The sequence below is a fragment of the Pseudanabaena minima str. Chao 2107 genome (genome assembly GCF_051131155.1).
Lineage (GTDB): Bacteria > Cyanobacteriota > Cyanobacteriia > Pseudanabaenales > Pseudanabaenaceae > Pseudanabaena > Pseudanabaena minima.
In genome coordinates, this window is record NZ_CP159508.1 from 1,298,683 (window position 1) to 1,316,179 (window position 17,497).

18 protein-coding genes are annotated in these 17,497 nt (G+C 41.3%); 7 read left to right on the plus strand and 11 right to left on the minus strand.

The genetic code is table 11. From position 1 onward, the window contains the following. Window positions 1–39: 39 nt before the first annotated feature. Entirely contained in the window at window positions 40–1,404 is a 1,365-nt protein-coding gene (locus ABM313_RS05600) for a DUF3084 domain-containing protein (RefSeq protein ID WP_434686703.1), read from the plus strand. Window positions 1,405–1,550: 146 nt separating this feature from the next. After that, window positions 1,551–1,841 (plus strand): hypothetical protein, encoded by a 291-nt coding sequence (locus tag ABM313_RS05605; RefSeq protein ID WP_434686704.1) that lies wholly within the window; start codon window positions 1,551–1,553, stop codon window positions 1,839–1,841. A 25-nt stretch (window positions 1,842–1,866) separates the two neighbouring features. On the opposite strand, the gene ABM313_RS05610 is transcribed toward ABM313_RS05605, so the two are convergent. Together ABM313_RS05610 and ABM313_RS05615 are read right to left on the minus strand one after the other, a co-directional pair. Next, complete coding sequence (locus tag ABM313_RS05610; protein ID WP_434686705.1) at window positions 1,867–2,505, minus strand: hypothetical protein; 639 nt, start codon at window positions 2,503–2,505, stop codon at window positions 1,867–1,869. Window positions 2,506–2,686: 181 nt separating this feature from the next. Continuing rightward, window positions 2,687–3,757, minus strand: coding sequence for a hypothetical protein (locus ABM313_RS05615; protein WP_434686706.1), 1,071 nt, complete (start codon window positions 3,755–3,757; stop codon window positions 2,687–2,689). A 335-nt stretch (window positions 3,758–4,092) separates the two neighbouring features. Here ABM313_RS05615 and ABM313_RS05620 point away from each other — a divergent pair, with 335 nt between their 5' ends. Together ABM313_RS05620 and ABM313_RS05625 are read left to right on the plus strand one after the other, a co-directional pair. Continuing rightward, window positions 4,093–5,244, plus strand: a complete 1,152-nt coding sequence (locus tag ABM313_RS05620; protein WP_434686707.1) for a UDP-sulfoquinovose synthase — start codon at window positions 4,093–4,095, stop codon at window positions 5,242–5,244. A gap of 156 nt (window positions 5,245–5,400) precedes the next feature. After that, window positions 5,401–5,778 carry a response regulator gene (locus tag ABM313_RS05625; protein WP_434686708.1) on the plus strand — a complete coding sequence of 126 codons (378 nt, stop codon included), beginning with the start codon at window positions 5,401–5,403 and terminating at the stop codon, window positions 5,776–5,778. A 41-nt stretch (window positions 5,779–5,819) separates the two neighbouring features. Here ABM313_RS05625 and ABM313_RS05630 read toward each other — a convergent pair whose 3' ends face one another. Then, the gene (locus ABM313_RS05630; RefSeq protein WP_434686709.1) at window positions 5,820–6,440 is read right to left on the minus strand and encodes a rhomboid family intramembrane serine protease; all 621 of its coding nucleotides are present in this window, start codon (window positions 6,438–6,440) and stop codon (window positions 5,820–5,822) included. 223 nt (window positions 6,441–6,663) lie between these two features. Further along, entirely contained in the window at window positions 6,664–6,822 is a 159-nt protein-coding gene (locus ABM313_RS05635) for a hypothetical protein (RefSeq protein ID WP_434686710.1), read from the minus strand. Window positions 6,823–7,258: 436 nt separating this feature from the next. On the opposite strand from ABM313_RS05635, the gene ABM313_RS05640 reads away from it, so the two are divergent. Then, on the plus strand, window positions 7,259–7,777 hold the full coding sequence (locus tag ABM313_RS05640) for an RNA recognition motif domain-containing protein (protein ID WP_434686711.1): 519 nt from the start codon (window positions 7,259–7,261) through the stop codon (window positions 7,775–7,777). A gap of 86 nt (window positions 7,778–7,863) precedes the next feature. Here the strand turns inward: ABM313_RS05640 and ABM313_RS05645 are convergent, their stop codons facing one another. Then, window positions 7,864–9,183, minus strand: a complete 1,320-nt coding sequence (locus ABM313_RS05645) for a hypothetical protein (RefSeq protein ID WP_434686712.1) — start codon at window positions 9,181–9,183, stop codon at window positions 7,864–7,866. Between the two features lie 362 nt (window positions 9,184–9,545). Between ABM313_RS05645 and lipA the strand changes: the two genes are divergently transcribed. Then, window positions 9,546–10,412 carry a lipoyl synthase gene (gene lipA / locus ABM313_RS05650; protein ID WP_434686713.1) on the plus strand — a complete coding sequence of 289 codons (867 nt, stop codon included), beginning with the start codon at window positions 9,546–9,548 and terminating at the stop codon, window positions 10,410–10,412. Window positions 10,413–10,685: 273 nt separating this feature from the next. On the opposite strand, the gene ABM313_RS05655 is transcribed toward lipA, so the two are convergent. Beyond that, the gene (locus ABM313_RS05655) at window positions 10,686–11,846 is read right to left on the minus strand and encodes a 5-(carboxyamino)imidazole ribonucleotide synthase (RefSeq protein WP_434686714.1); all 1,161 of its coding nucleotides are present in this window, start codon (window positions 11,844–11,846) and stop codon (window positions 10,686–10,688) included. Window positions 11,847–12,201: 355 nt separating this feature from the next. On the opposite strand from ABM313_RS05655, the gene ABM313_RS05660 reads away from it, so the two are divergent. Continuing rightward, on the plus strand, window positions 12,202–12,894 hold the full coding sequence (locus tag ABM313_RS05660) for a hypothetical protein (protein WP_434686715.1): 693 nt from the start codon (window positions 12,202–12,204) through the stop codon (window positions 12,892–12,894). Window positions 12,895–13,038: 144 nt separating this feature from the next. Here the strand turns inward: ABM313_RS05660 and ABM313_RS05665 are convergent, their stop codons facing one another. The 5 genes from ABM313_RS05665 to ABM313_RS05685 all read right to left on the minus strand — a co-directional run bounded on the left by ABM313_RS05665 (window position 13,039) and on the right by ABM313_RS05685 (window position 17,236). Beyond that, entirely contained in the window at window positions 13,039–14,463 is a 1,425-nt protein-coding gene (locus tag ABM313_RS05665) for a uracil-xanthine permease family protein (RefSeq protein WP_434688374.1), read from the minus strand. Between the two features lie 373 nt (window positions 14,464–14,836). Then, window positions 14,837–15,070: a hypothetical protein gene (locus ABM313_RS05670; protein WP_434686716.1), complete on the minus strand. Its 234-nt coding sequence runs from the start codon at window positions 15,068–15,070 to the stop codon at window positions 14,837–14,839. A 2-nt stretch (window positions 15,071–15,072) separates the two neighbouring features. Then, a complete protein-coding gene (locus ABM313_RS05675) occupies window positions 15,073–15,696 on the minus strand; it encodes a hypothetical protein (protein ID WP_434686717.1) in 624 nt (207 codons plus the stop codon). 58 nt (window positions 15,697–15,754) lie between these two features. After that, window positions 15,755–16,543, minus strand: a complete 789-nt coding sequence (locus ABM313_RS05680) for a YoaK family protein (protein WP_434686718.1) — start codon at window positions 16,541–16,543, stop codon at window positions 15,755–15,757. A 120-nt stretch (window positions 16,544–16,663) separates the two neighbouring features. Further along, complete coding sequence (locus ABM313_RS05685) at window positions 16,664–17,236, minus strand: hypothetical protein (protein ID WP_434686719.1); 573 nt, start codon at window positions 17,234–17,236, stop codon at window positions 16,664–16,666. Window positions 17,237–17,497: the final 261 nt, after the last annotated feature.

Here is a 17,497-nt window from a genome sequence, read left to right on the forward strand (position 1 = left end):
GATCTGCTAAGATCAACAGCGTGAGGACTCAGGAGTTACATGGCTGGATATACGCTGATTTTAGCGATTTTGATCTTAGGAGGCATGATCGCGACGTTAGGCGATCGCATCGGCACTAAGGTTGGAAAGGCGCGGCTTAGCATATTCAAATTAAGACCGCGCGACACTGCTACAGTCGTGACGATCGCTACGGGAGGGATGATCTCTGCTTCTACATTAGGAATTTTGCTATTACTAAGTGGTCAGCTAAGAGATGGATTGTTTCGTCTTGAAAGTATTCGCTCAGAATTAGCTAGCAGCCAAGAGCAGAAGCAAAAAATCGAAACTGAGCTAAATGCTGCAAAAACTGAACAGGAAAAAGCACAACAACGTCTAGGGCAAATTAATCAATCCTTAGTCCAAGCTTTGCGAAAACAGTCAGAGACTCAAGCACTGTTACAGTCAGTTGAGAGCAAATTTGAACAAGCTAACGAAGAACTGCAAAAAGCCTCACAGCAGGAAGCCGATTTGCGCGATCGCATTCAAAGTTTGAGCGCAGAGCAAGAAAGTCTCCAAGCCGAAAGTAACCAACTGCGAGATGAAAAAGAACGAATTTCTACTGAGTTAGCAAGTATTTCCCGCGATCGGGAAACGCTCAAACAAAGGGTTGATGAATCAGAGCAACGCTTGGCAGAAATCGAAAAACAAAGAATAGCACTCGGCTCAGAAGTTGCTTCTCTCGAATCCGCCCGTGAGCAATTACTGATTAGCCTTGAGGCTCTACGCAAAGGCAACGTCGCAATTTTTGCAGATCAGATTTTATCAATTGGGGTTGTGCGCCCAAATCTGAGTCAATCTGAGTTACGTCAAGCCAGTACCCAACTATTGCAACAGGCTGAGCGTAACGCCCGTGAATTGTTAGATTTTCTTCCCGACCAAGCCCCCAAAGAACCCGTCATCAAAATTACGGAAGCACAGATTGAAGGCTTGCTAAATCGGATTAAAGATGGTCAAAGCTATGTGATCCGCATCCTGTCAGCAGGCAACTTCCTGAAACGCGAGACCAGAATAGCGATCGCCGCCGATGTCACCCTGAACCGCCAAATATTTGCCCCAGGTGCTGAAATCGCTTCCTTGCAATTTACCCCTGATCTACCACCACAGGCTCTTGCATCAAGAATTGAGCAACTATTTTTATTAGTCAGTTTTCGCGCTCGCCGTGAGGGCGTGCTAGCTAATCCACTTACAGGGAAAGTTGGTAATTTTCCTCCTGAGGCTTTGACTGAGCTTTTTAAAGTAGTGAGTGAGCTTAAAACTCCCTATGAAATTAAGGCTGTAGCCAAGGAAGCCATTTTTCCCGCGAGTTCTCTGATTTTAGAGCTAGTAATTCGTCAAAATGGCATTGAAATTGGTCGATTTAGTTAACTAGAAAGCTTGAAGCGGCGCAAGGTTCTACCTCAATCTTTCTGGGTTTAATAAGTGGTGGTGCTTCAAGCCCCTACTTATCGTTTGGGTTTTGATTTGCATTGTCTATCTCTTGCACTACTAGGCGAAAGCGATAAAATACATCTATGGCAAAAATATCTCTGTGCGATCGCTGTAATTTTTATTCTCACAGCCAGTTTTTGGTTTGTGCAGTACATCCTTACGGTCCAGAGTGGGGGATTTGCTCGGATTTTGCCTCGGCGGAATTATGGGAACCCGATGATCCTAAAAGCTATGATCCTGCTATGGAATCAGAATGTGGCTGGCATCCCATCTTTACAGGAAAATGCCCAGAATGCCGCACTTCTTTTTCGCGAATGCGGATACCACCTGAGCAATGGCGATGTAAATGCTGTGGCTGGGAAGATGATCTGTAATCAAAATTTGCAAAGCAAATTTTGATTATTCCTTGCGATCGCTCCAGACATCACGACCTTTAACATTGCTAATGGTATTCAACACCGCCGCCGCCGCCGCCATAATATCTCTCTCTTCACCACCGAGATATAGCCGCCCAAAGCTACCTACCGCAACAATTTCGAGAATATTAATTGAGGCAGCTTTTTCGGCTTCGTTAGCCGCAAGAGCCGCATACGCCGCAGGCTCCACTTCCATAATGTACAGAGTTTGCCCCGACAGCAACATTTGACCACGCCGAAAGCGATTAATTAGCTGGGTTTGATGTGCGTCTACATTACGAATAATTTGGCTGGATAACAATCTTGGTTTAATCCGATCTTCTTCAGTTACGCCCAACATCTCTAGAATGGCACGACCTGCGGCTTGGGTCTCGCCTTGACTTGCCGAATGAATTTCCAACAATCCGTACAAGCGCTCAACAATTTGCACACCTGGACGGACGGACGTTGATTTCAGAGCAACATCAGTAATGCGGTTAATTTCAATACCTGGGGAAATTTCGATCCAGAGGGAGGTGTCACCTGGTAATGGCAAAAATCCTTGTGCGATCGTTCCTAAGTAAGCAGCGTGTTGTTTTTGTAAATTGTCTAAGTAAACGTAGCTGCGTAAATCGATACCCAAAAATTTTTTCTCCCACGAGGCTTTGACTGGGTTTTACTAGCTGTTTAAATCAAGTAATTTTTAGCTACCCAACATGTAATTTTATAGCAATAGCACCAAAAAAGAGAGATGATGCTTCGCGTCATCTCTCTTTTTTGGTGCTATTGCAACAAGGGGCTTAAGCCACTTTTTTTAGAGAAAGCTACAAACCAGCTTGAGCCTTGGCTACCACTTGACCATCTTTAAACTCAATAATGGCATTACTCCCCTGAGGATTTTTCCAAGAATAAACCTGTCCAATGCTGTTGTTGGAATTATTCTCAGCAATAACTTGACCAGATTTACCAAAGACCTTTTCCACCTGCTCAATGGTCATCCCTTTTTGAATGCGATTAAATTTCTCCAAAGTCACAAAGTCTGATTCTTGCTGATTTGGAGTTTGGGCGATCGCCTCAACTGACGCAGAAGGCGTAGCTTTAGTAGATGGGGTATTGATGACAGATGGTTCACTAGTCTGATCAGGGGTAGGTTTGGTTGTAGATGCTGTATTTTTTACTAACTTATTTTCAGCAGGTGAATCTGAAGCTGTTGTAGAAGTACTTGAATCAACTACCACTCTAGATGTGATTGCCCTGACAGAAGCGCCAATTCCTAAACCTAACAAAACAATTGATAGACCAACCAATACTAACTGCCAATAATTACCAGTTGATTGTGATTTTTGCTGCTCAGATTTAGTAACTACAAGTGCATTATTTAATCTCTTAGGGTTAGAAGGCTCTAGCTCAGAATTTAATAAGCGATTTTTAGTTTGATTTGGATCATGTGTTGGAGCAATTTTGGAGATCGCTTGCTGTAAAACAGAATGTTTAGAAAGACTTGGTTCTGGTGCTCTAGTTTCTGGTGATCGCTTACTGTCCAGCTCTGGCTCTAAATCAGGGATTGTACTCGGTGATGATGTTGACAGATCTAGCATAAATTGCTCCGTCCATAGTAGGCGCTGCTCATTCATCTCTTGAGCATTGCGCCAACAATGAATTTTAAATTTGGCTACTGATTCTACATGTAAATTTTGAAGTTTGACATTGACTAATGTCAGCAATTTTTCCTTGTCAATGGCTGAATCTGTCCGAATTTGTAGCTCTAAACTACTATCGACAATTTCCACAGCGACATCAAGTTTCTGAATGTCAAGGGGCTGTAACTCCTGACAAATAATTTCGGCGATCGCCTTTGGATCTCGTTTATGGGCAAGTTCGGCAATCGAAAGCATACTTGACTAATCGTCCTAGGCTAAATAGTGAATAGCTATAACTACTCTTGGCTATCTTAATTTCAATACATTACACTTGCCAATTGAAAGCTGCGATCGGCTAAATTGCGTGATTGTATCAAATATTCATTATATAGATTATTCTTAAAAAGTCGAGTGGAGCGCTTTGCGCTCCACTCGACTTTTTAAGAATAATCCTCAGACCCCAAACACTCCATGTGTTTCTCGACACATACAACTTAATAAATTTCGGTCTTGTGCATCACAAATGAGATAAATCCTGATAGGGTTAATTTGGAAACTGTAACTCAAATTTTTTGTAACCCACAGAATTCATGAAAGTACTGGTAATTGGTGGCGACGGTTATTGCGGATGGGCGACAGCTTTACATCTTGCCAATAAGGGATATGAAGTTGGAGTATTAGATAGCCTAGTTCGCCGACATTGGGACAATGAGTTAGGTGTTGCAACTCTTACACCGATCGCCTCTATTCAAGAGCGGATATATAAGTGGCAAGCTATTTCAGGTCAGAAAATTGATTTGTTTGTAGGTGACATCACTAACTACGCATTTTTGCAGAGTACATTCCGTAGTTTTGAGCCTGATGCGCTGGTGCATTTTGGAGAACAGCGTTCAGCGCCATTCTCCATGATTGATCGCGAACATGCAGTCCTAACCCAAGTTAATAACGTGGTTGGCACGCTCAATTTACTGTATGCCATCAAAGAGCATAACCCTGACTGCCACCTAGTCAAACTGGGTACGATGGGCGAGTATGGCACTCCCAATATTGATATTGAAGAAGGCTATATCACCATCGAGCATAATGGGCGCAAAGACACCCTACCTTATCCCAAGCAGCCTGGAAGTTTCTACCATCTCAGCAAGGTTCACGATAGCCATAACATCCACTTTGCCTGTAAGACTTGGGGATTAAGAGCAACTGATCTGAACCAAGGCGTAGTCTATGGTGTGCTTACTGAAGAAACTGGCACTGATGAGTTACTAATTAATCGTCTTGATTATGATGGTGTATTTGGTACAGCCCTCAACCGTTTTTGTATCCAAGCAGCGATCGGACATCCTTTGACAGTTTATGGTAAGGGTGGACAAACTCGCAGTTTTCTGGATATTCGCGATACAGTGCGCTGTATTGAACTAGCGATCGCGACACCAGCAGAGTCAGGTAAAATGCGTGTATTTAACCAATTTACTGAGCTTTTCTCGATTCGCGATCTAGCTTTTATGGTTCAGAAGGCTGGACAAACTCTTGGAATCAAAGTTGAAGTACACAATATTGACAATCCACGAGTTGAATTAGAGGAGCATTATTTCAATGCGAAAAACACCAATCTTCTCGACCTTGGTTTGCAACCTCACTTTTTATCTGATGCGCTAATCGACTCGTTACTCAACTTTGCCATCAAATATCGCGATCGCATTGACCAAAAGCAAATTTTACCAAAAGTAAAATGGCGAGCCTAGTTGCCTAATGTAGCTGTCGTCAATTACCCAAAAGGAAAGTAGTGGTGGTACTTTCCTTTTGGGTTTAGTCCCTGCGGTAGAAGCCTTAAAGTAAGAAAAGAGGTATCTTTAATTACATAACAAAGTAATTGTCAAGACCTTCTTACCGAACCTACCATGACATCTTCTACAAAAACTTTGCGCGTTTTGGTGGTGGATGACCACGAACTAACACGATGTACTTTACAGCTAGCTCTCTCACTACAATCTTGTATTGACGTTGTTGAAGTCGCAACTAATGGCAAAGAAGCGATCGCCAAAGTACAAAACCATGAGCCTGATGTTGTGGTCATGGATCTACACATGCCTGTAATGGATGGTTGGGCAGCTTCCAATGCCATTAAAACTGAATATCCTCATATTAAAATTGTTGCTTACTCTGCTGCTGATGGTGGCAAAGCCCAAGCTATCTCTAATGGTGCAAATATCGATGCTTTTTGTGACAAAGGGGCTTGTACTCGTAGTTTGCTAGAAGCAATTAAAAGTGTTGCTTAATCGCCAATAAAAAATAGTCGGCGCTTTGCGCCGACTATTTTTTATTGGGCAGTTTTGCTTGGTGACAATAACTTTGCGGCAAGAATGCCACCAATAAATCCAAATAAATGTCCCTCCCATGAGATATATGCTCTTGTTGGTAGTACACCCCAGATCATTCCTCCATAACCAATAGCGATCGCGATCGAAATAGCGATCGCGACAAAGCTTCTTTCAAAATAGCCGCGAAATAGCAGATAGCCAAAATAACCAAAAATCACACCACTCACTCCAATATGCACAGAGCAAGGTCTACCAACTATCCAAGTACCTAAACCACCTACCAGCGCCGACATTACAGATACAAAATAAAAATCTTTAATGTTTCGCAGCATCACAAACCAACCTAAAACAACGAACGGGATGGTGTTTGCCAAAACGTGATAGAAGCCCCCATGCAAGAATGGAGCAAACAAGATTCCTCGCAAGCCAATAAAGCTATGTGGCACAATTCCTAGGGCATTAAGTCCCCGACGCAGGCCACAGCCAGTAGAAAGTAATAGGATATTCTCAAAAATTACTTCATTTAAGGTGACAATAATCCAAAAAGCCGCTACCAAAGCCGCCAAGATTTTAACTTGAGTTTTTAGCTCACCACCAATAGCTTGCAGATTTAGCTTCATGATTTTTACACCGAATCATAAGTTGATTGCATCTTTACACAGTCTAAATCATAGCAATCCTAGCCTAAGATGCTTTACGGCTGTACTCCAAAGCATTCCCCTAATGGCATATAGCAATCTAAGTTTTGCTTAGAACATAAAACCCAAAAGATGAGTGGCGGCGCGAAGCGCCGCCACTCATCTTTTGGGTAAGCAAAACTTAGATTGATATAAATCCATAAACTTAAGGCTTCTCAATAATTCGGATATTCACGTATTGATCATTTTTCATCTTTTCTTTGATCCGTTTTTCAACTTCCTGTTCTTGCTTCTTTTGGGCATCATTGAGTGCCTGACTAATCCACAAACAGTAACCAACGATTATAGCGCCAAAAAATTCCATGTAAATTCCATGTAAATTTATGGAAATGGATAGTACAGCAGGGGAATTTTATTAGTCAAGTAATTAGCTATAAAAACATTAGAAATTAACATTTAGTAATCAGAAACAACTTGAAGCTAGGGATATTACAAGGCAAAAGATTTAGCTGTATGGCTTTCAGGGCTCAAGCGACCTAGCGATCGTGATATATTTAGCTTTTGGAAGGGATCGAATTTTGATACTTTCATTACATTTTATTTTAACGACAAGCATTTTGTATGTTATGTTGTTACATGGCACAAGAGTGTCGTATCAATTTGATTAATCGCAGGTAGCACGTAATCAATAGCTCCAATTTAAGCTAACAAGTAGCAAACAAGTTTTTTAAACAAGTTTTTTGTAGCGGCTGCTCTAGTCACCTGCTGAAGATTTTATAGCGTAGAGGTTTTCTATTATCATGTCCATTCGCCTTTATGTTGGCAACTTGCCAGCAGAATTAGATCGCCAAGCTCTAGAAAAAATTTTCAATGAATCAGGTGATTCAGTATCTCTGAAAGTTATAACTGATCGCAAAACAGGCAAATGCCGTGGTTTTGGGTTTGTGACTGTCGGCTCTGATGAAGTTGCTGACATCGTCATTGAGAAATTTAATGGTTATGACTTCAATGGTGCTGTATTGAAGCTAGAAAAAGCTTTGCCTCGTACTAAAGGTAAAGCCGAAGATGGCTCTGATTTAGAAGAAGGTGCTGATGATTCATCTGAGTCAAAGAGCGAGTCTTCAGTAACAAGTACAGTTGATGCTCCAATTAAAGCAGCAGCGAAACGCAAAAAACGTAATAACAACAACAAGAAGACAACTAGCAGTACATCTAGCTCTAGTAGTTCTTCTGAAGCCCACCAACCTGATCCCCGTTGGGCTTCAGAGCTAGAGCGTTTGAAGCAGCAGCTTTTGGAAGCTCAAGGTGCAGCTAAGTAAATCTGATAAAAAGCTTCTTTTAATGAGGCTTTATCAAAAAAGAGAGTCGGCGCAAATCGCCGACTCTCTTTTTTATTGGGTTTTTATTAGGTTGGTTGCTTGGGATAGTAAGAGCGTTCATCTGTTAATGGTGGGCGCAACCAGAATCTAAGTGTGTAAAAGACTAATTCTTTGATTTCTGTCCATACTCTTTCAGACTCGACAAAAGCCTCAGCATTAAACAGAAAATATTGTGGTTTGAGCCGAAATTGCTTACCGATCGGCCAAGGACATTGCTCTCCAAGATTACTATGGCTATCGGAAGGATAACTAGCAGTTGTCAGAGAAGCATTAAGATCTTGGTTTCTAAAAGATAAAAAAGCACGTGTTGCTTCAATAGGAGAAGTAATCAGTAAAATCCTCCTACTATTACGGGTATCTTCGGCAATTAGCTTATTTGTTTCCATAGATTTGATCAGCTTACTAATTTCATCGCCACTACTTCGTACTGTCCGACCTGATGGCTCAATAATCACAAAAGGACGAATGAAAGAAATATTTGGGAAACTAGTCAATGTACTACACATTTGATCGGCTTCAGTAAGATCTACGTCAGGAATACCTTCGCTAGGACTAGCGGGATTTGTAAAGTAGCCTTCATAACGGGGGTCAAATCGTAATCCAATATTTGGTATACCTGCTCGACTGGCGATCTGATCTCTGACATTTTCCTTGGTGCGTGTTGGTGGAGATGGTGGAGATGTCATGCAAGGATACCCTTTAGTCGATGGATAAGATATGCGTCTACCGCCACTTAAGATGATGTATGGCTTTTTTTGCATGTCAGCTTCGTTCCATAATCTGATCGCTTCTTGGAGTCGAGGTTCATAGGGAGGATTTTCAGCAAGGACAACAATAAGGTCGTAGACTCCGCGTTTAAAATCCAGCAGTTCTTGTTCTGTCAAATTGCGAACTGGGCGACGGTAAGATTGCTCGATCGCATTGGCTCCTTGCTGTTCTAAATAACAGGTAAATAGTTCTGAGGTGGCGTTGTTTGTAGCGATCGCAAAGAGCAATAAAACTATTAATATCTCTTTACTAACGATAGCAAGTTTATCTGAAGCGCCCTTGTTATCTACCTTGTCACCACTTTTAATTTTTAGATCTTTGAGTCTTAACCAGAAGTTAAAGAATAGCAATAGTAGGATAATTCCAACTAGCGTAAATGGAAAAGTGAGGAAATCAACAACAATTCTAGGGATTGGTTCTTCAACAAATCTGAAGTTAGCAAAAATAATTGCAATTAGTGCCGTAAATATGACTAATCCAAAAAGACGAAACCAGTCCTTGGGAATAGCCCTAAACAGGATTACAAAAATTGGGATTGCAATAATCCAAATCAGAATATTGGTTAATAGATCAAACACTACCCCTCCAAAATTCTTTTACTATTGCTTGTGAAGTAAAAAACAAGAGAGAACAGGGCTATTTGCACCTTATTCTCCCTTGTTTTTTGCTTGTGTCCCATGCATCATGACGGCTATTAAAATGTGTCAGTGCAATATGCTAGTCAATAGGGTTGCATCTGTAAAGGGTTTTGTCAGGTTTTATCCGACTTTTTATGACAAGCCTATAAATTCAGTATTGGTGTAGCAATAATAAACCCAAGGAGAGAGTTACGACGCTTCGCGCTGTAACTCTCTCCTTGGGTTGGGCTACCGTTATACTTTGCTATGGCTCTAAATTTATAGGTTTTAATAAGAGAGCTATATATTTTTTATATAACGATATGTCCGCCAAAGAAGAGTTACGTTTACCCAGTTGGTTGCGCCCACAAATCGGCAAAGCTGATGAAATCTCTGAAGTTCAGCAAATTATTAAGCAGCGAGGGATTCATACCATTTGCGAGGAGGGACGCTGTCCAAATCGTGCGGAATGTTATTCCCAGAAGACAGCAACTTTTTTATTAATGGGACCTACTTGTACTCGTGCTTGTGGTTTTTGCCAAGTGGATAAGGGACATAAGCCCATGCGACTTGATCCCGATGAAGCGAGGAAAGTGGCGGAGGCAGTAAATTTGTTGGGATTGGACTATGTGGTCTTGACTTCGGTGGCGCGGGACGATTTGGCGGATCAGGGGGCTAGCTGTTTTGTGGATACGATGCAAGAGATTCGCCGATCGCGTCCAAATGTCAAAATCGAAGTGCTAACTCCTGATTTTCGGGGTGATCGCCATTGCGTTGAGACGGTTGCTTTGGCTGCGCCTGTATGCTATAACCACAATATTGAGACTGTAAGGCGTTTGCAGGGTAAAGTGCGACGTGGGGCGAAGTACGAGCGATCGCTATCGGTTTTAGCGATGGTAAAAGAGATCGATTCACGCATTATTACCAAATCAGGGCTAATGGTGGGGCATGGTGAAACGGTGGAAGAGCTAACGGAGACGATGCAAGACTTGTATGCGATCGGTTGCAGTTCGTTGACGATCGGACAATATCTACGTCCATCCCTTGATCACTTGCCTGTACAGAAATACTGGACTCCTGAGGAGTTTGATGAGCTAGGGGCGATCGCTAAACAGATTGGTTTTGCCCATGTGCGATCAGGAGCTTTGGTACGCAGTTCCTATCATGCCAGCCATCTTTCCCAAAAATAAAGCAGGGGCGTTTCGCACCCCTGCTTTATTTTTGGGTTTGTCTTTCAACTCACAAAAGTGTCGCGACACTTTTGTGAGTTGTTATCATAGTGCTCTGCACGAAAAAAAAGCGGGTCATGGCAACGTCAGTAAATCCACTTCCCGCTAACTCTTGTTCAATGAAACAATTGAGACGCATGTATAACTTCCCACGAAGCGAAAAGGGTTTTCATCAGCTAAAGCGCTTATTTGAAATGCTTTCTATATAAGCATTTTGGCTTGATTCAGAAATTTCTAATTGCTGTACCAAATGCTTTCGATGCGATCGCTAATATCTATAGCCATATCATGAGTCTCTGCCAAAATTGTAACGTGACCAAGTTTGCGTCCGACTGAGGAACTCTTTTTTTCATACCAATGGATATGAGTATTAGGGAAACTAGCGATCGCCTCGCGTTTTTCTAAATAATCAGCATCTATGCCAGAGGTCTTTTCAAAACCCAGCAAATTGACCATCACCGCTACAGGTGCAACCATCGAGACGTTACCTAATTTCCTCCCACTAACAACGCGCAATAATTGCTCAAATTGGGAAGTTTGACATCCTTCGATGGTGTAATGCCCTGAATTATGGGTACGCGGCGCAATTTCATTAACGCTGACTTCGCCTTCGACTGTTAAAAAGAATTCGATTCCAAATATCCCGATCGCCTCTAGGGTGGTCAAAATTTGTTTGGCTATGGTTTCCACTTTTTTACTAATAGTGGGGTCAATCCTTGCAGGGGCGATCGTGCGACGACAAACTTGATTGGTTTGTAGAGTTTCGACAACGGGATAAATGGCGATTTCACCTGATTCTGATCGCGCCGCAATCACAGCAAGCTCTTGCTCAAAGGGAATAAAGGCTTCAGCGATCGCAGGGGCTTGACGCATACTTTCCCAAGCCGATCGCAATTCAATTTCATTAGCAATTACCCAAGTACCTTTGCCGTCATAGCCATGTCTTCTGGCTTTGAGTACTAGGGGATAACTCAATTTTTCAGCCGCTGCTAACAGTTCTGATTCTGTCTCAACACTATAAAATTCGGGTGTGGGTATATGATGCTTGCGAAAATGTTGGCGTTGGTTTAGCTTATCGACGGAGATCGCCAAGGTTTCTAATTTTGGTAAAAACAATAAGCTGCGATCGCCTTTGCGATCAATCAGTTTTTGTAACGCAACCAAATCGACAAATTCATTCTCAAAGGTAATTGCTTGGCAATGCTCGGCGAGCTTAGCTGTAGCATTAGCATCATCAACCTTACCGTAAATCACGCGATCGGCAACAGTTACAGCTGAATCATCAGGGCTTGATGCTTGAACGGTTAGCTCAATTTCAAGATGCTTGGCAGCGATCGCCATCATCCACGCCAGTTGTCCGCCACCAATCACCCCGATTTTTTGTCGAGTACCCACTACAAAATCCCTAAATCAATATTCGTATGACAAATAGCTTCTCATTATAGCTTTACTGTTCACACTGAAATACTTTCGGCATGAACAGTTAAGTAATCCGTATTTCATCGTAGTGGCAATTCATGAATTGCCACTACGATGAAATACGGCTTTCAAGTCACTCCTGCTTAGGCAAATAAATGACATTGCTATACTAGATGTATGAAACCAATAGATCGAGGCGGTAACGCACTACTCACTCTGCCCCAATCTACACTTTCCCAAGCTTTCAGTATCTCTTGGCTTTGTCGTTGCCCAAATTTTACTAAGGGCTATGGAATAATCACGACAAATTGAGATTTTGACTTTAGAAAATATGCCAAAACCACCTTTAGAACAACTTTTTTACTCTAGCCTAGTTACTGAACATATTGTGCCTAAAGGTCGTGACTTCGCTTTTAAGAGATGGCATACACGCCTAGTGGACATTTCCAAACACTATGATGGCTTTCTGCGCTGCGATCTATGTCCACCACTCAGGTGTAAAGATCCAGTTGTGAAGTGGTATTACATTATCCATTTTGATTCGCCTGAACATCTTGATCAATGGATGGAGTCAAGCGATCGCAAGCAGTTATTAGAATTAGGACAAAAAATATTTTCAGCCTATCGATTCAAATCTTTTACTACAGGTTTAGAAGGCTGGTTCTCGATGCAGTCAGGTTCTTCGGAAAATCAAGGGTTAGGTCCGCCGCGATGGAAACAGATTTTGTCAGTAGTATTAGGGCTTTATCCTGTCGTTATGATTCAGGCTATTCTTTTTTCAGCGCTGAGAATTATGCAATCTTGGTCATTGGCTAGCTCAATGATCATCAATAACTTAATTACCTCAGTAATCTTAAGTTTATTTGTGATGCCTTTTGTATCTCAACGTTTAAGATTTTGGCTACAACCAGCCTATCTACCGATATCACGCAAGACTAATTTAATCGGCACAGTCATAGTATTCACAAGTTTAGGATTGATGGTACTTGTATTTACTGGAATTTTGGGATTAGTTAAGCAATAATCAAGCCCCGCTAAGCGAGGCTTTTCCACAAAGAAAAGGCGGTACGAAATACCGCCTTTTCTTTGTGGTAGACATAGGAGTTAGGACGTAAAACCAAAGAATTGAGGAGTGGCGCGAAGCGCCACTCCTCAATTTGTAGAGACATTAAGCAGGATTTTCTTGAGAGACAAGAACTTCTTCCTTAGATCTAGGTAGCAACCAACTTAGCAGAATTGCTGTTAAACCACCTGTTGAGATAGCAGATCCAAAGAGATTGCTAAAAATTGGAGGCTTATCAACAAAAATCTCAGGGGCAAATACCACTCCTAAGCCTAAACCTAGGGAAACAGCAACAATAATCATCGAACGACGATCCAGTCCTGCGGATACAACAATATTCAACCCAGCTACAGCGATCGAGCCAAACATAACGAGAGTTGCGCCGCCCAAAACGGGTTGAGGAAGTGCTTGAAAAACACCACCAATAACAGGTAACAATCCCAAAATGGCAAAGATTCCAGCAACAAAGAACCCAACATAACGGCTTCCTACACCTGTCATTTGGATAACGCCATTATTTTGACTAAAAGTTGTATTAGGAAATGTATTTAGCACTGCTGCAATCAATGAATTAACACCATCTCCTAACACACCACCTTTGATACGGCGAATGTATACACCGCCCTTAACAGGTTCTCCAGATACAGCCGAAGTAGCTGTTAAGTCGCCAACGGTCTCTATTGCAGTTAAAACATAGATCAAGATGAATGGGAGGAAAGCTCCAAAGTCGAAATTGATTCCATAGCGAAAAGGAATAGGAAGCCTGAAAAAAGGAAGTTGATTAAGAGAACTAAAGTCAATGATACCAATGAATAGAGAGATAATAAAACCAACTACTAGCCCGATCGCGATCGCGCCCATTCTCAAAAATCGATTACTCGAAAGAGTTAAAAAAAGCACAATCAATAAAACAGTTCCGCCAAGAGCTAGATTTTGCAAGCTGCCAAAAGAACCATCCTTTTTAGCTAAAGCCACAGCCCCACCAGCTAGGCTGATCATCCCAGTTTTAATTAGCCCTAATCCAATGATCATCACTACCGTTCCTGAAACAACTGGAGTGATAATTTTGTCAAAGAGATGTAAAAATTGGCTCAAAATAATTGCTACAAAAGAACCAAACAAACAAACTCCAAAAATTAATGCTAGAGCTTGTTCTGGTGAACTTCCCTTTTGTAAGGCAACGGTTCCTACTCCTAAAATGGGTCCAAGGAATGCAAAGCTAGTTCCTTGTAGGCTTAGTAAGCCTGAGCCTATTGGTCCAATTCTTTTACATTGAATATAGGTGCAAATTCCAGAAGCAAAAAGCGACATGCTAATCAAATAACTAGTATTCGCCGCATCTAATCCCAAACTAGTACAAATAATAATTGGAGGCGTAATGATCCCGACAAAAGCAGCAAGAACATGCTGAAAAGCTACAAAAATAGCTTCAACAACTGGAGGTTTATCATTTAGACCATAGATTAATCCTGATTTACTTACCACCGAAGGCTCAGCAATATCATTATCTAGTTGTTCTTTTGGGTTCATTTCTTTATCTGCATCCATAATTTCTTGCTTAAATTGTTTGAAATATATGCCTGTATACTGTATACATCCTCTAGAAACTATTCCGCTAGAATAATACCAAAACTCAAAATGGCGTAGCCATTTCGAGTTTTAAAAACCCTTACTGGGTTTGGTTTTTAATTCGCAAAAGTGTTGCCACACTTTCGTGAATTGGTATAACTACAAAATCAGAAAATTAGATAGGAATAAAAAAAGCCGCGCTCAGCGCGGCTTTTTTTATTCCTATTACTAATTCACAAAAGTGTTGTCATGCCTTTGTAGATCGAAAATCAAACCCAGTAAGGTCTCTAAAAATACAGAATGAACACTACATTTTGTGTTTTGGTAACATGCCTTAAAAGAAACTTGAGCTTAATCTCCGAACCAGATAAATTGACTCATACCAAAGATGTTGAGGGGTAACCCCAAAAGCAACTTTTGCAGCAATAAGCCCGATCGCAATAACTACAAATGGAACAAATAGCGATCGGGCAACTTTCTCTAGCGACGAAAATATAACCATTGAGGCAACTATTGCTGCCACCAAAAAAAGCCAATCGGTGAGCCGATGCGACATGAAGCTATCCATATCTATTCCTTTGCCTCAATAGCTTTCATTTTTGCCGTAACTTTTTCGACAATTGATTCAGAGGATGGAGCTAAGGGTGACTTATCCTTAGCCATTTGCATACCAGCAGTTATTTTTGCCCCAATTTCGGCGGAACTAGGAATAAATAGCTGTTTATTTTTCAAAAATAGTTGTTTCTTTTGAGCAGGGGTAAGGGTAGCGAAGATATCCTTTTTAGGAATAGCCTTAAATACAGTACTTAGCTTAGTTTTTTGGGCAGGGGTGAGAGTTATTGCCTTAAAAGCCTTACGAAAACTAGTTCCTGCGGCAATTTTAGCCGCAAAGTCTTCCTGTTGCTCTGGGGTCAAGACACTCTCAATTTGAGGCAAAATCTCAGTTTCTAATTGCTTAAGTAAGTTCGTTGATTCATCGACAGCTTTAGGCGCAGATACAGCCACAGGTTCAGATGCTTTAACTTCAGCCACAGGTTCAGATGCTTCAGACTCTGCGGGAGATTCAGAAACATCTGCTACAGCGATGAGAGTTGTTAAATGCGAAGAGAGCGGATCAGCTTGAACACTGTTACCAGCAAACAGTCCGAAAAGAACTACCAAACTGATACAAATTGCTAGGAGACGTTGTTTCATTATTTTTCCTGTGAAATTTTAAAGGCTGGGTCGATTAGTTTTGTCGTTAGAGTGAAATTTAAACAGCGGTTCGGCGGCTATGATCGACAAATGCAGCGATCGCTAAAACTGTGATGATAATCAAAGGCAGCGACAGGCTCCACCAAGACTCAGAGACTAAAACAAAGCAAGCGGCAAGCAATCCACCCAATGCAAAACCTGCGATCGTAGGAACAAATCGGCTAATTCTTTCCAAAGATTCCGATGCTTCTATTTCCGTTGCTTCTGTTTGGGACTTTGCCAACTTCGCGCTAAGAAACTGCACCACATCAATGGTTAGTTGAGTTGTATTTCCAGTCATAACTGTCGTTGGAATGTAGCTCTTAAATACTCCTTTAGCTTCTTTCATCAAGGCATTTTGAATCGCCATTGCGATTACACCAGAGATACCAATGGGCAAGATTAATTCTTCTTGTACATCAAGTAAAAGTGCAGGTGAAAGAGTCATGCCCAGAGAAAGAAAAACCGCTAAAGCGATCGCCTCCGCAGTCAACAAAACTCCGAATACGCACCATTGCTGACTGCGAGAATAACGAGCTAGTAGAGATGTTAAAGCCACAGTTACTACAAATGTCGGCAACATCAACAAACGAGTAATAGTTGTCTCAGTGTCAGCACTGACAAACGAAGACCCTGCTAAAGCAATATTGCCAGTTACATGGGCTGTGAACAATCCAAACAAAATGATAAATGCAGAAGTATCAACGAAACCAGCTACCCAGCTCAATAGAAATCCTGCTGGCCCGTCGCTGATTAAGTAAGCACTAAGGTTGAACTTGGATTGCGATCGCGGAATTGCCGAAGTCATTTTCTTGCCTTGAATTAGAATCTGGATAGATTATTTTTCAAGTGCTAGGGGCGGATTGTTAATTCCTTATATCCCTAGCACTTAAGCACTTAATTTATAATGCAAAGATCTATTGAAAGACTAGGGAGTAACAGTGGGTTCACTCTCTACAGGTGACTCTGTTGATGTCTCTGGAACCGTTTCTTCAGCAGTTTCTTTCAATTTCTCTTCCGCAGCTTCTTCAGTGGCTTCTTTCTCAGCTTCTTTAGCTTTTTTTGCTTCTAACTTAGCTGCTTCCTTAGCTTTTTTTGCTTCTAACTTAGCTGCTTTCTTTGCGGCTTTTTCCGCAGCTTTAGCTTCGGCTGCTTCTAGTTCGGCTGCTTCCTTCAACTTTTTTGCTTCAAGTTTAGCGGCAGCTTTTGCTTTTTTTGCTTCAAGTTTGGCAGCAGCCTTTGCTTCAGGAGTTTCGGCTGTTGCTTCAGGTTCTACAACTGCATCTGCCACTAAACCAGCAAAAATAGCACCATTTTCAGTCGATGATATAGACAAGACTGATACATCAAAATTAGATTTTGTTGTGGCTGCTTGTGCCTGAGTAGGATTTGCCAAGAAAACACTCAACATCAAGACTAAAGATAAGCACAGGCTATTGAATCTAGTAATTAGTTCAGGACTAGGTAATTTAAACATCTTAATGAATTTGTTCTTAGGCATACTTTTGCTCCACTGATTTTTTGAGTACCGAAACTAACTAATAAACTCAATCTAAAGGTAGCGATTACACCACTTACTCACTAACATTAACACTATTAAAAATGTCAGTGTGAAATAGATTGAAAAACAAATTAAATGACAAAAATAAAGTATTAAACTAATATACTTAATTTGCCGTTCATATTCTATTAGAACAGTATATTCATACAATAACGGTATTCTAAACTACTTTTTTGTTAAATTAATAAATTACATTGGTGT

Bases quoted from the DNA above. Each gene is read 5' to 3' on its own strand.
- ABM313_RS05600 (WP_434686703.1), top strand. From the start codon at position 40: ATGGCTGGATATACGCTGATTTTAGCGATTTTGATCTTAGGAGGCATG.
- ABM313_RS05605 (WP_434686704.1), top strand. From the start codon at position 1,551: ATGGCAAAAATATCTCTGTGCGATCGCTGTAATTTTTATTCTCACAGC.
- ABM313_RS05615 (WP_434686706.1), bottom strand. From the start codon at position 3,757: ATGCTTTCGATTGCCGAACTTGCCCATAAACGAGATCCAAAGGCGATC.
- ABM313_RS05620 (WP_434686707.1), top strand. From the start codon at position 4,093: ATGAAAGTACTGGTAATTGGTGGCGACGGTTATTGCGGATGGGCGACA.
- ABM313_RS05625 (WP_434686708.1), top strand. From the start codon at position 5,401: ATGACATCTTCTACAAAAACTTTGCGCGTTTTGGTGGTGGATGACCAC.
- ABM313_RS05630 (WP_434686709.1), bottom strand. From the start codon at position 6,440: ATGAAGCTAAATCTGCAAGCTATTGGTGGTGAGCTAAAAACTCAAGTT.
- ABM313_RS05635 (WP_434686710.1), bottom strand. From the start codon at position 6,822: ATGGAATTTTTTGGCGCTATAATCGTTGGTTACTGTTTGTGGATTAGT.
- ABM313_RS05640 (WP_434686711.1), top strand. From the start codon at position 7,259: ATGTCCATTCGCCTTTATGTTGGCAACTTGCCAGCAGAATTAGATCGC.
- lipA (WP_434686713.1), top strand. From the start codon at position 9,546: ATGTCCGCCAAAGAAGAGTTACGTTTACCCAGTTGGTTGCGCCCACAA.
- ABM313_RS05660 (WP_434686715.1), top strand. From the start codon at position 12,202: ATGCCAAAACCACCTTTAGAACAACTTTTTTACTCTAGCCTAGTTACT.
- ABM313_RS05665 (WP_434688374.1), bottom strand. From the start codon at position 14,463: ATGAACCCAAAAGAACAACTAGATAATGATATTGCTGAGCCTTCGGTG.
- ABM313_RS05670 (WP_434686716.1), bottom strand. From the start codon at position 15,070: ATGGATAGCTTCATGTCGCATCGGCTCACCGATTGGCTTTTTTTGGTG.
- ABM313_RS05675 (WP_434686717.1), bottom strand. From the start codon at position 15,696: ATGAAACAACGTCTCCTAGCAATTTGTATCAGTTTGGTAGTTCTTTTC.
- ABM313_RS05680 (WP_434686718.1), bottom strand. From the start codon at position 16,543: ATGACTTCGGCAATTCCGCGATCGCAATCCAAGTTCAACCTTAGTGCT.
- ABM313_RS05685 (WP_434686719.1), bottom strand. From the start codon at position 17,236: ATGCCTAAGAACAAATTCATTAAGATGTTTAAATTACCTAGTCCTGAA.